This window comes from Xanthomonas sp. BRIP62415, from assembly GCF_003993515.1.
GTDB lineage: Bacteria > Pseudomonadota > Gammaproteobacteria > Xanthomonadales > Xanthomonadaceae > Xanthomonas > Xanthomonas euroxanthea.
The window spans coordinates 1-12,201 of the sequence record NZ_QEZH01000010.1 but is presented as its reverse complement, the minus strand read 5'-3'; the positions used below and the strand labels follow the sequence as shown (position 1 = coordinate 12,201).

Here is a 12,201-nt window from a genome sequence, read left to right as displayed (position 1 = left end):
GCATGCGGCTCAGCGCGGGCACGCAGCGTGGCCGCCGCGCGTGCACGCGGTTGAAACGCAGCACGTTGCGGGCAGTTGCGCCGTCGTTGCAATTGCGCGGCATTACGCTGCCGACGTGACGCACACGCGCGGCCATCGAGCGAACGCGCGCTGGAGACCTGCGCAAGACGTGCCCAGCCGTGCCATACGTCATCGCCCGCTCATGCCTGGACAGTGGCATAGCGCTCCGGCGCAGGATGCAGGTGTCCGCAGCGGGTGCAGGTGCGCAGCGCGAGCGAGCGGTAGAAATGATCGAACACCGGCGGAAAATCGGTTTCGATGTCCTGCAGCGGAAACATCGCCTCGTACAGCTTGTGATTGCACTGCGGGCAATACCACTGCAGGCCGTCCTGCTCGTCGGGCAGGCGCTCGCGTTCGATCACCAGGCCGATCGAGCCGGCAGCGCGCTGCGGCGAATGCGGCACCTTGGGCGGCAGCAGGAAGATCTCGCCGGCGCGGATCGGGATGTCGCGTGCCACGCCGTCGTCCTGCACCTTCAGCACCATCTCGCCTTCGAGCTGGAAGAACCACTCCGGGCCTTCGTCGTAGTGATAGTCGGTGCGCGCATTCGGCCCGCCGACGATCATGATGATGAAGCCGTCCTGCTGGATGCATTTATTGCCCACCGGCGGCTTGAGCAGGTGGCGGTGTTGCTCGATCCAGGCTTGCAGGTTGATCGGCGGGACCAGCATCGACGTTCCTCGGCAAAGAAGACGTCCAGCATAGCCAACCGACGGCGCCGATGGGCGCCGCGGCGGGATGGTGTGCGGGTGCGGCTCAGCGTTCGGCGTGATCGGCCTGGATCTGTGCCAGCGCCGCGTCGTAGCGTTCCTGCAGCAGTTCGGGGCGGTCGATCGACATGCCCAGGTCGTGCGCACGTCCGTCGCGCAGGCTGTAGACCCAGCCATGCACCTGTAGTGCCTGGCCGCGCTCCCAGGCATCGCGCACGATGGTGGTGCGGCAGACATTGACCACCTGTTCGAGCACGTTGAGCTCGCACAGGCGCGCGTGCTGGACCGGCAGGTCGCCCGCATCGTGCAGGCAGGCCTCGTGCTTGTCGGCCACATCGGTGACGTGGCGGATCCAGTTGTCGACCAGGCCCATGCGCTTCTGGGTCAGGCTGGCAAACACGCCGCCGCAGCCGTAATGGCCGACCACCAGGATGTGCTTGACCTTGAGCACGTCGACGGCGAACTGGATCACCGACAGGCAGTTCAGATCGGTGTGCACGACCACGTTGGCGATGTTGCGATGGACGAACACCTCGCCCGGCGCCATGTCGATGATCTGGTTGGCCGGCACGCGCGAGTCCGAGCAGCCGATCCACAGATACTCGGGCGTCTGCTGGGTGGACAGCTTGGAGAAGAATTCCGGGTCCTCGCGACGGATGCGCTCGGACCAGGCACGGTTGTTTTCAAGCAAATGGTTGAGCTCGTTCATGGGGGCAGTATTCCAGAGGACGAAGGGCAGTGTGTGATCGACAGATGAGCGAAAGGAAGTGATGCGCAAATCGATGCTGTACGGCACCGCTCATGCTGCGCCATCGCGTACCTGCAGGGCATCGCGCATCAGCGATGCCAGCTCGCGGGAGTCGGCGGACGCCTGTTGCTGGAGTGCCTCGCTCACGGCAGCGACATTACCGGCCGGATGATTCTGGCTGAGCTTGAAGGTCAGCTCGATGCGGCTGGGAACGAAGCGGAAGCCGACCAGGCCGCGCAACTGGCGGCGGTGACTGTCGCGCTCCATCTCGAACAGCCAGTCGCTGCCGATGCGCTGTTCGAAGTGCGCGCTCATGCGGCCGATCAGGTCGCCCAGCGCCGCCTCATCGCTCACCTGCTCGCAGCGTCCATGCAGATGCGCCACGGCGTAGTTCCAGGTCGGCACGCGTGCGGCCGTTTCCTTGTCCGGATACCAGCTGGGCGACACATAGGCATGCGGGCCCTGCACCACGATTACCGCATCGCCGGGGCTGCGCGCCTGCGGATTGGGGCGCGCCCAGTGGCCTTCGATGACCACTGCCTGCGCCTGGCGTCGGTACAGCACCGGCAGATGCGAGATCGCCGGCTGCCCGTCCTCGCCACCGCTGATCAGGGTGACGAACGGGTCGCGCGCGATCAGCCAGTCCAGCAGTGCCAGATCGGTCTGCGCGAACGCGCGCGGGGCGTACATGTCAGGCGCGGCCGCCCAGGGTCAGCACCATGCGTTCGCGCAGGTCGGCATCGTCGTCGCCGCGCGGCGGCGACACCTCGTCGAGCGAGAAGCCACGCATCAGCGCGTCTTCCTCGTCCAGCCCGTCGAGCGCGACGAATTCGGCATCGAACAAGGCCGCACGGGCGCTGTCTTCGCTGTCGTAGGGCAGGATCTTGCCGTCGCTGTCCAGGACTTCGGCCGTGCCGGCCTGCTTGACGCGCAGGCGCGCCCAGATCAGCGTGCGGCCGATCGTGGCCAGCCACCACGAATCGTGGTCGTCCTGTGCGGTGTCTTGCGGTGTATTCATGGCATTACCTTGGAGAGCAGGCCGAGCAGGGCCGCCATGCCCAGGCCGAAGAAGATGGTCAGCAGCGACAGCCAGGCGGGTGTGGCCAGACCGGACAGCGCATTGTCGCGGTGGCGGCGGTAGCGCCGTGTCAGCAACCAGCGCAGTGCCGCAGGGCTGATGAAGGCCGGATCACCGAAGCTGGCCAGCGCCTCGGGATGACGGTCGCGCAGGTGCACCAGCGTCAGTGGCCAGAAGATCAGCAAGGCGGTGAGCCCGGCGACGGCGACGCCGACAAAACACAGTGCGAAGAACAGGGTCATGTGCCCGCCGGCCTCAGTACGCGTTGCAGAAGTGCTGCGCCAGCCACCGGCGCAGCGATGGTCCACCCCAGCGGACGCCTGGCCCGGAGGACGGCCTGGCGTGCCGTGTCACCCTGCCGCCACGCACCTGGAACCGGAGGCGTGGCTGCCGGCTCGGCTGGCCGGACGCAGCACACGCCGGCCATGCCGAGGCTTGGCAAGGCCGGCGCCAAGGCCGGCGATTGCGGGTGCGGGGCGGCGGCAGCCAGCAGGCGCACGGTCAGAACTCGGCGCTGCCCGGTGCGCGCGGGTAGGGGATGGCGTCGCGGATATTGCTCAGCCCGCACACGTAGACCACCAGGCGCTCGAAGCCCAAGCCGAAGCCGGCATGCGGCACCGAGCCGTAGCGACGGAAATCGCGGTACCAGCCGTAGTGCTCCTGATCCAGGCCGAACTGCGCCATGCGCGCATCCAGCACGTCCAGGCGCTCTTCGCGCTGGCTGCCGCCGATGATCTCGCCGATGCCCGGCGCCAGCACATCCATCGCCGCGACGGTCTTGCCGTCGTCGTTCAGGCGCATGTAGAAGGCCTTGATGTGCTCGGGGTAGTTGGTCACCACCACCGGGCGGCCGATATGTTCTTCGGTCAGCCAGCGCTCGTGCTCGGTCTGCAGGTCCAGGCCCCATTCGACCGGGAAGTCGAACTTCTTGCCCGAGTTCTGCAGCAGCCTCACCGCCTCGGTGTAGTCGATCTGCTCGAACGGGGCATTGATGAAGGCTTCCAGCTTGCTGATGGCGTTCTTGTCCACGCGCTCGGCCAGGAAGGCCAGATCGTCGCCACGTTCGTCCAGGACCGCGCGAAACAGGTACTTGAGGAACTGTTCGGCCAGGCGCGCGTCTTCGGCCAGGTCGGCGAAGGCGATTTCCGGCTCGATCATCCAGAACTCGGCCAGATGGCGCGTGGTATGGCTGTTCTCGGCGCGGAAGGTCGGGCCGAAGGTGTAGACCTTGCTCAGCGCCAGGCAGTACGCCTCCACGTTGAGCTGGCCGGACACGGTCAGGAAGGTTTCCTTGCCGAAGAAGTCGCGGCTGAAATCCACCGCACCGCTGGCATCGCGCGGCAGGTTCACCATGTCCAGCGTGGAGACGCGGAACATCTGCCCGGCGCCTTCGGCGTCGGAGGTGGTGATGATCGGGGTGCTGATCCAGTTGAAGCCGTTCTGGTGGAAGAAGCGGTGCACCGCCTGCGCCAGGCAGTTGCGGATGCGGGTGACCGCGCCGAACAGGTTGGTGCGCGGGCGCAGGTGCGCCACTTCGCGCAGGAACTCCGGCGACATCGGCTTGGGCTGGATCGGGTAGGTCAGCGGGTCCTCGACCCAGCCGACGATCTCCACGCCGCTGGCCTGGATCTCGAACGACTGGCCCTTGCCCTGCGACTTCACCAGCACGCCCTTGGCGATCAGCGAGCAGCCGCTGGTCAGGCGCTTGATCTCGTCGAAGTTGGGCAGGGTGTCGTTGGCCACCACCTGGATCGGGGCAAAGCACGAGCCATCGGTCACGTTGATGAAGGCCAGTCCGGCAGATCCGCGCAGCGTGCGCACCCACCCCCGTACCGTGACTTCGCCGCCTTCCGGGAGTTTTCCCGCAAGCGCATGTTCAACGCTGACCACCGTCATGACTTGTCCTCGCCGTAGCGACTTTGAATGGTCTGCGAGTTTACTGGCTGCGGGCGCGCTGGCGCGAGCATCTGAACGGCTTGCCGGTGGTCGCGCTTGTCGACGGCGGGGCATGGCCCCATCTGGGGAACACGTCGTATCAGCGGGTGCCGCCCCGGTCATTGCAGCCTCGCTATACTTGCCACCAGTGTTTCACCATCGTTTCCGGAGCATCTCCCATGGCCATCAGCCTCACCCCCGCCGCGCTGGAGCGCGTGCAGCGTTTCGTGCAGCAGACCCCGGGGACGCTGGGTCTGCGCTTTGGCGTGACCAAGACCGGTTGCTCGGGCTGGGGCCATGTCACCGACCTGGCGCGCGAGAAGCGCGACGACGATGCGGTGTTCGAGCAGCAGGGGGTGCGCATCTTCGTCGACCCGGTCAGCCTGCCGCTGGTCGATGGCACCTGCATCGATTTCGGCAAGCACGGCCTCAGCGAGACCTTCACCTTCAGCAACCCCAACGCGACCGCCGAGTGCGGATGCGGTGAAAGCTTCACCGTGGACGACTTGCACCGTTCCACAGCGGTCAGGATTTTGTAATTTGTTGAATTTTAAGATTTTTATAGTGGATGATTACAGGTATCTTCAATCCGGGCAACTAGCTGAGAGCGCATGACGGGGTCGGGCCGCTCGCATCCGTGCGGATGCGAAGGATTTCCATGCTGCGAACATGTTGTCAGCGTTTTGGATGCGGGCGGCCGTCAGCAGGCATTTAGGAAGCAGCGGATGCTACTGGCATCTCGAAATGAACAAAGCGCAGATGAGCGAGTACCGAAGGGGCGGATGGAGCGCTCGATGAAGATGGGAGTGGTCTGAAACGAAGGTTGGCTGTTGTGCTTGAGCCGCTTTTGGCATGATCGCGAAGACTGTCACCCAGTATCTGGGAAGTTGGGTTTTTCAAGACCACTACATTGCAGCTTGCTTGTGTCTATCAGCCCTCCGCGTCTGCATGGGAGGTTGTGATTGTTCGGGCTGCCGTGGTCGATATGACGAAGACGCAGTGGATTCACGAAGTCGCGGGCCGTATTCGGTGTAACGAAGCGCGCTGAAGCGGGATGACCGGAGGCAGACACCCGCCGGGGCGATCCCGGCGTGGAGGCGACCGAAGGCCTCTGGTGCCGGGGCGATCAAGGGATCCTTGCGAAAAACCTGCGGTCATTACTCCGCATCGCATCCTCAGCTCCACAGGTATCGCAAGTTCGCGCACTCGGTGCCTTTTGAGACGAAAGCCATCCGTCACGACCATGTCGAAGTAGACCGCTTGTCCGTTTTCGCGTTGCCCCCTTCTGCGTCGTACGCCTGCACTCCCAGCGTATCGCGTTGAAGCTGCCTCGCTTACGCGCCTGATGGGATGTACTTCGAAAAATATCCATGCTACGTTGGGTGAGAAGTGAATGTAGGCCTAACGCTGGGTCACTGCGACTGATTGTGCATACACGCAAGGAGTAGCACATGTCTCTGGAAGAAGAAGTCGATGCAGTTCGCTATGTAAAACGGCTGAAAGAATTCTGGTCGCACGTTTTCATGTACATGATCTTCGTGATCGCATTGGGGATATACGCGGTGCCGGATCGTCCTGGAATTCTGTGGTTACTCCTGGGATGGGGGGTTGGCGTCGCCCTGCATGGGATATTCGCCTATCGCGGATTTAGCTTCTTCGGTCCCGACTGGGAGCGAAAGATGATCGAAAAGCGGCTCAACAAAAAGTCTTGAGTCGTTGCCAGATGTGCCTGGCCGCGCGTCCAGGGCTGCACCCATGATTGGGCAGTCTGTCTCTGCATAACCCGCGATCAAGATTGCACCGCCGGTGATGAGCGTTTTTTGGATGCATGCAGGTCATGGAGGGCAGGGTGTGAAGAAGACTACCGCCATCTTTGTCACCCTTGCCGGGTTGACGATCGGCCTCCCAGTGCTTGCCGGCATTATGCGAGGAAAGCAGGGGGTCTCGGTCGATACGTTGCCGGTCGCCGAACAAGTGGTACGCAGCTCGGTGCTCGCCTCAGGCACGGTGGGCTTTCGTGAACAGGTGAGGCTCAGCTCCGAACTCAGTGGCAAGGTGCTAAGCGTGCAAGTGCGCGAGGGCGATACCGTACGCAAAGGCCAGCTGCTGATCGCGTTGGAGGCCGAGCAGTACCAGGCTGTCCTGGAGCAGCAGCAAGCCGATGCGCGCCTGCGGCGAGTGGCGATTTCGCAGGAGCAGACGCAATTGCAGAACCTGGAGCGTCAGGTGGCGCGCTTGCGGGCGTTACAGCAGGATCGCCTGGTAGACCGCAGCACTTTCGAGGCCGAAGAAAACAAGATGAAGGTGGCGCGGCTGAACGTGCAGTCGCGTCGCGAGTCGCTGGCTCAGTCAAGTGCCATTCTGGCGCAGGGGCTCGATACACTCAGGCGTACCCAGATCCGTTCACCGCTGGATGGTGTGATCACCCGGCTGGACGTGAAAGCGGGGGAGTCGGTGATTCCAGGTACCACCAATATTCCTGGTACCGTGCTGGCGGAAGTATCAGATACCTCATCGGTGATCGCCGAGTTGAAGGTCGACGAAACCGATATCGCCCGCATCGCCATCGGCCAGCGCGCCGCCATCCACGCGGCGGCCTATCCGGATCAGGTCGTGCATGGCGTGGTGGAGCGGATTGCAGCATCGGCGGTAAAGGCCGACGGTCAGCAGAACCTCTCCTTCGCCGTTAATATCCGTCTGGATGCCGCCGAGGCCAGCCGGATCAAGCCGGGCACGAGTTGCCGCGCGGAGATTTATATCCAGTCCAGCGACAAGGAACTGGCGGTTCCGCTTCAGGCGGTACTGTACGAAGATGCGGCGCGCGCTGGCAAGGAGAAGGCGTATGTATTCGTCGACGAAGCTGGAACCGCAGTGCGCCGCGACCTTACTCTGGGCTTGTCGTCGGACAGTCACGTGGTGGTCAAGGCTGGCCTGAAACCTTCCGAGCGTGTGGTGGTGGGGCCCTTCCGTACGTTGCGCCTGCTCAAGGACGGCGATGCGGTTGGCGATGCCGACCGGGACAGCAGTCGTGTCCGTCGCTGAGTGTTCGACTGGGGTCGCTGAGCATCAGGCGAGTGTCGCGCCCGCTGCGGTAATCAAGCTGCTCGGAGTGCATCGCGAGTACGTGATGGGTGGACAAGTGGTACAGGCCTTGCGCGGCATTGATCTGGATATCAGACGCAACGATTATGTCGCCATCATCGGTGCCTCCGGCTCCGGAAAATCCACGCTGATGAATATCATCGGATGCCTGGACAAGCCGACGCACGGCCAGTACCTGCTCAATGGGCATGCAGTGGCCGAGATGGGCGACAACGAATTGGCCGGTGTGCGCAATACAGAGATTGGCTTCATCTTCCAGAGTTTCAACCTGCTGCCGCGCATGGATGCTTTGCACAATGTGATGCAGCCTCTGGTGTATCGTCGGATGCCTTACGTCGAGCGACGCGAGTGGGCCAGCGAGGCGCTACGCAAGGTGGGCCTGACCCAACGCATGGGTCACCTTCCCAACGAGTTGTCCGGCGGGCAGCGCCAGCGTGTTGCCGTTGCGCGCGCACTGGTCGGCAATCCGAGCATCCTGCTGGCTGACGAGCCTACCGGTAATCTGGATTCAGCTACCACCGGGGAGATCATGACGCTGTTCGACCAGTTGCAGGCGGACGGGCAGACCGTGGTGGTGGTGACCCACGAACCGGAGATCGCACGGCGCTGCCATCGCGTCATCACTCTGCACGATGGTCTGGTCAAGCACGATCAACAGCAGAGGCCGCATACGTGCTGATGGATTGCGTCCGCTCCGCGCTCATGTCGCTGCGGGCGCATGCTTTCCGTTCGTTTTTGACAGCGCTGGGCATCGCCATCGGGGTGGCGGCCGTCATCTCGATCGTGTCGATCGTGCAGGGGTTGTCGCACACGATCAGCATGCAGTTCGAAAGCCTGGGCTCCAATTCGATCACCATTCGCTCATTCACACCATTGCGCGAGCAGATGCTGGGGCGCAGTGCCAAGCTGACCGAGGCCGACCTACAGGCGATCCGGCACAAGGTCAACGGCGTCTCGCACATCACGCCAGTGTTGTTCGATCCTGGCGACAGCACCAGCAGGGTCGGCTATCGCTCACGTAACGTGATGACCCGCGTGTTTGGTGTCGGTGCCAGCTATATCGATGTCAACCGCATCTACCCGCAGCGGGGACGCTTCTTCAGTCACGACGACGATGCTCGGCGCCGCCTGGTCTGCATTGTCGGTACCGAGGTGATCGAGAACCTCGAGCTTCCGAAGCCGAGCCTGGGCGAATTTGTCAGGGTAGGCGAAGAGTGGTGCAAGGTCGTCGGAGTGATGGAGAAGCGAGGCGAACTATTCGGCTTCTCCCAGGACGACTACATCCTGCTGCCATTTTCGACCATGCAGCGGTTGTTGGGTGGCTCGCGCGAGTACGACATCCAGGTGCAGCTGCAAATGGAGGATCCCGAGCGTGCCGATGTGGTAACCGACCGTATCAAGCGCGTGTTGCGCGAGCAACATAAGTTGCAGCCAGCTCAGGCGGATGACTTCCGCGTGCAGACCTCCGAGCAGTTGAGTGCGTCGTTCAACACGATCCTGGGGTCGGTGACGCTTGTTGCGGCGGGTATCGTTGGCATTTCGCTGTTGGTGGGTGGCATCGGCATCATGAACATCATGTTGGTCTCGGTAACCGAGCGCACCCGGGAGATTGGCATTCTCAAGGCACTTGGTGCGCGGCGCGCAGACATTCTGTTGCAGTTCCTGATCGAAGCAATCGTGATCTGCTTGATCGGCGGCGTCATCGGTGTAGCGATAGGCTATAGCGTCGGCAGCCTGATCGCGGCGATCATTCCTGGCATGCCGTCGGTCTATATGCCGGCGTGGGTGGTCTGTGTTTCCGTGGGGTTCTCTGTGGCGGTGGGTGTGCTGTTCGGCATTCTTCCTGCCACCAAAGCTGCACGCCTGGATCCGATCGAGGCGCTGCGTTACGAGTAGTTGGCAAGTTCATCATCAACACCTGGAGGCGTACGTGACGGAAGACAGCAGCAACCTCAAGCTTGCCGAGCGCATATTCACGGCACCCGTGGAGGCCTTCCGTACCTTGCCTCCTGGCTACTCCTGGGCCATGCCCTTTCTTGCCGTGCTGGGCCTCAGCCTGGCCGCATGGGTGTTCTATTACTTGCGTGTGGATATCGCATGGCTGGCCGATCATCAGGTAAGCCTGATGGGTAAAGATCTGACCGAAGAAGAGGCCGAGAGCGCGCGTGGGATGCTGGGGCGTGGCTTCCAGCTGACGATGGCGATCGGGACCGTGCTGGTGCTGGTACCGGGCTCGTACGTGCTGCAGGCGTTGTACTTCAATGCGGTGGGTGCCATGCAGGGAGACAATAAGGGCTTCCGTCAGTGGTTCTCTTTCGTTTCCTGGACTTCGCTGCCGACAGTGCTGGCGCTACTGGCGATGATTGCCTACGTAGCCGCAAGCGGCGATCGTCTGGCCACTGAAGAGCTCAATCTGCTGTCCGTGGATGGTCTGCTGCTTCGCCTGCCTGCGGAGTCGCCGTGGAAGGTCATGCTTTCCAGTATTTCTATCACCACGCTCTGGTCAGTCGTGCTGATGATCGTGGGGTATCGGTTGTGGGTAGGGGCATCGTTGATCAGATCGGCGGTGATCGTGCTTGTGCCATATCTGCTTGTTTATGGGGTCTGGGCGGTTTTTATCGCCCGTTGAACTTGTCGTGGCGTGCGCATGCACGCGGCGGATGCCGTGAAGATGCGCGTTGAATCATGACTTTGTTATGTGTTGTTGGACAAAGATGGGCAAGTGCGATTGCGTGCTGAATCTTCTGTGCTAATCTCAATGATCAAGCCTCATATTCTGTTAAGGCAAACTTGAGTTAGTAGCAGTAGTTCGATTTTTCCATGCCGGGGATTAATGTAGCAGCGAGGATGCTGCGGTGCAGATGGTTATCCCGGTGCAGCAAATTCACAGTCCTGGAAGGCTAATGATTTCTGCGATCGATACCAGCAAAAGCTGTTCAAATACTTGGCGCCTGGGTGCACCCTGCAGTCATGTGGAGCATTTTCCACCTGCGCTACCTCCCCACAGCTACGATTTGTCGCGATCCATGATTGCCGTTGTGTGCGACCGTCCCGTTGGGGTGCGGGCGTCGCGCTGTTTGCAAGCGATCCACCGCGAGCAGTAGTCGTTCGCGATCTCGATTGGCTGTTCTACGTTGCTGGGCGCCCTGAACTCTCATTAATAGGGGCGACGGGAGCGTGTGCTCGCCAGGAGCAAAGTTTGTAAGAGAGGACTCATGGAGCGATCCGTCGGCGATGACAACAAGTGGATGCCCGCGCTCGCACCTGCAGCGCCGGGTGTCGTGCGTCTGTTCTGTCTGCCATATGCTGGCGGTGGCGCGTCCATCTACCGTCAATGGCCGAGGCTGCTGTCCCGTCGCGTGAGCGCGGTGCCGCTGCGCCTGCCGGGGCGCGAGATGCGTATTTTGGATGCACCGATCGACACCCTCAGCTTCATGCTGGACGCGCTCGTCGCAGTCCTGCGCCCGCACATCCACCAGCCGTATGCCTTATTCGGGCATAGCATGGGGGCATTGATCGCCCATGAGCTGACCCAGCGCTTGCGTGCCGAGGGCCTTGCACTGCCTCTGCTATTAGGCGTCTCCGGTCGTCAGGCCCCGCATGTTCCAAATCCCGCAGGCTGGGAGTCGGTGCGCGGAATGAGCGATGCGCGCTTCAGTGGCATCTTGACGCGCATCAATGCGGCCACCGAAACCGTGCTGGCCAACCCTGCACTGTACGAGTTGCTGTTGCCGACCCTGCGTGCGGATTTCAGTCTGTGCGAGGACCATCAAGCGCGTCCACCGCGGCCTTTGCCGTTGCCGATCATCGCCTTCGGTGGCACGCATGACCCTTCCGTCTCCCTTGATGCAGTCGGTGAATGGGCGCGACACACCACGACGGGATTCAGCATGAATGCCATCGACGGCGATCATTTCTTCATCAACGGCCATGCCACACAGATGTGCCGTGTCATAGAGCAATACCTGTTTAGTGACCAAGTGCAATCGCGCGCAAGGCTGAGCCACTGCGCAGAAGTAGCTCTGCCCATGCGCGATTCCTTTTCGTAGTCCTTCCATGGAGGCAACATGAACGTTGAAGTCGAGTATTTCGTAGTGATCAACGACGAAGAGCAGTATTCGATCTGGCCAGTTTTCCGTGAAATTCCACTGGGTTGGTACAAGGAAGGAAAGGCCGGGACCAAACAGGAATGCCTGGACCACATTGAGCAGGTCTGGAAAGACATCACGCCCAAGAGCGTGCGTGAAGCCATTGCCGCCGCGCGTGAGTCCACGCCGACGCTCTGAAACTTTCCTGTCGTCGCAGCCGAGGTCTTCCGATGTTGAACCAGCACGTGAGCTCGAACGCTACGTCCCTGTCCAAGGCCTTCATTCGTTCGGCCATGCAATGGCCTGACGCAGTGGCGGTGGAAGACGCAGATGGAGCGCTGAGCTATGCACAGCTGGAGGCAGCCAGTGCGGCGATTGCCTGGGCCCTGCAGCGCAGCGGGGTGCAGCCGGGGATGCGCATAGGCGTCAGCCTGGCTCGTTCGCGCTGGCTGGTGGCCACCTTGCTGGGCATCGTGCGCG

15 protein-coding genes are annotated in these 12,201 nt (G+C 62.1%); 9 read left to right on the top strand and 6 right to left on the bottom strand.

The window, feature by feature from the left end:
* Positions 1-200: 200 nt before the first annotated feature.
* The 6 genes from EO141_RS02130 to asnS all read right to left on the bottom strand — a co-directional run bounded on the left by EO141_RS02130 (position 201) and on the right by asnS (position 4,492).
* Entirely contained in the window at positions 201-731 is a 531-nt protein-coding gene (locus EO141_RS02130) for a 3-hydroxyanthranilate 3,4-dioxygenase (protein WP_126941784.1), read from the bottom strand.
* Positions 732-816: 85 nt separating this feature from the next.
* Positions 817-1,479 carry a carbonate dehydratase gene (can, locus tag EO141_RS02125; protein ID WP_104648440.1) on the bottom strand — a complete coding sequence of 221 codons (663 nt, stop codon included), beginning with the start codon at positions 1,477-1,479 and terminating at the stop codon, positions 817-819.
* A gap of 90 nt (positions 1,480-1,569) precedes the next feature.
* Positions 1,570-2,208: an FMN-binding negative transcriptional regulator gene (locus tag EO141_RS02120; RefSeq protein WP_127168428.1), complete on the bottom strand. Its 639-nt coding sequence runs from the start codon at positions 2,206-2,208 to the stop codon at positions 1,570-1,572.
* Between the two features lies 1 nt (position 2,209).
* On the bottom strand, positions 2,210-2,536 hold the full coding sequence (locus EO141_RS02115) for a hypothetical protein (RefSeq protein WP_119132238.1): 327 nt from the start codon (positions 2,534-2,536) through the stop codon (positions 2,210-2,212).
* A complete protein-coding gene (locus EO141_RS02110; RefSeq protein WP_126946205.1) occupies positions 2,533-2,838 on the bottom strand; it encodes a hypothetical protein in 306 nt (101 codons plus the stop codon). Before EO141_RS02110 ends, EO141_RS02115 begins: the two co-directional genes overlap by 4 nt.
* A 259-nt stretch (positions 2,839-3,097) precedes the next feature.
* Positions 3,098-4,492, bottom strand: a complete 1,395-nt coding sequence (asnS, locus tag EO141_RS02100; protein WP_104648443.1) for an asparagine--tRNA ligase — start codon at positions 4,490-4,492, stop codon at positions 3,098-3,100.
* 218 nt (positions 4,493-4,710) lie between these two features.
* Between asnS and EO141_RS02095 the strand changes: the two genes are divergently transcribed.
* From EO141_RS02095 to EO141_RS02055, 9 genes are all read left to right on the top strand, one after another.
* Positions 4,711-5,070, top strand: a complete 360-nt coding sequence (locus EO141_RS02095) for an iron-sulfur cluster assembly accessory protein (protein ID WP_127168427.1) — start codon at positions 4,711-4,713, stop codon at positions 5,068-5,070.
* A 912-nt stretch (positions 5,071-5,982) separates the two neighbouring features.
* Positions 5,983-6,243, top strand: coding sequence for a 2TM domain-containing protein (locus tag EO141_RS02090; protein WP_127168426.1), 261 nt, complete (start codon positions 5,983-5,985; stop codon positions 6,241-6,243).
* Between the two features lie 139 nt (positions 6,244-6,382).
* Positions 6,383-7,573, top strand: coding sequence for an efflux RND transporter periplasmic adaptor subunit (locus EO141_RS02085; RefSeq protein WP_164739024.1), 1,191 nt, complete (start codon positions 6,383-6,385; stop codon positions 7,571-7,573).
* Entirely contained in the window at positions 7,560-8,312 is a 753-nt protein-coding gene (locus EO141_RS02080) for an ABC transporter ATP-binding protein (RefSeq protein WP_241236612.1), read from the top strand. Before EO141_RS02085 ends, EO141_RS02080 begins: the two co-directional genes overlap by 14 nt.
* Positions 8,312-9,529 (top strand): ABC transporter permease, encoded by a 1,218-nt coding sequence (locus EO141_RS02075; RefSeq protein ID WP_127168455.1) that lies wholly within the window; start codon positions 8,312-8,314, stop codon positions 9,527-9,529. Before EO141_RS02080 ends, EO141_RS02075 begins: the two co-directional genes overlap by 1 nt.
* A 34-nt stretch (positions 9,530-9,563) precedes the next feature.
* Positions 9,564-10,262, top strand: a complete 699-nt coding sequence (locus EO141_RS02070) for a YIP1 family protein (protein WP_164739023.1) — start codon at positions 9,564-9,566, stop codon at positions 10,260-10,262.
* Positions 10,263-10,848: 586 nt separating this feature from the next.
* The gene (locus EO141_RS02065) at positions 10,849-11,682 is read left to right on the top strand and encodes an alpha/beta fold hydrolase (protein ID WP_127168423.1); all 834 of its coding nucleotides are present in this window, start codon (positions 10,849-10,851) and stop codon (positions 11,680-11,682) included.
* 18 nt (positions 11,683-11,700) lie between these two features.
* A complete protein-coding gene (locus EO141_RS02060) occupies positions 11,701-11,919 on the top strand; it encodes an MbtH family protein (protein WP_127168422.1) in 219 nt (72 codons plus the stop codon).
* Between the two features lie 32 nt (positions 11,920-11,951).
* The coding region (locus EO141_RS02055) for an AMP-binding protein (RefSeq protein WP_164739022.1) at positions 11,952-12,201 on the top strand (250 nt) is incomplete at its 3' end.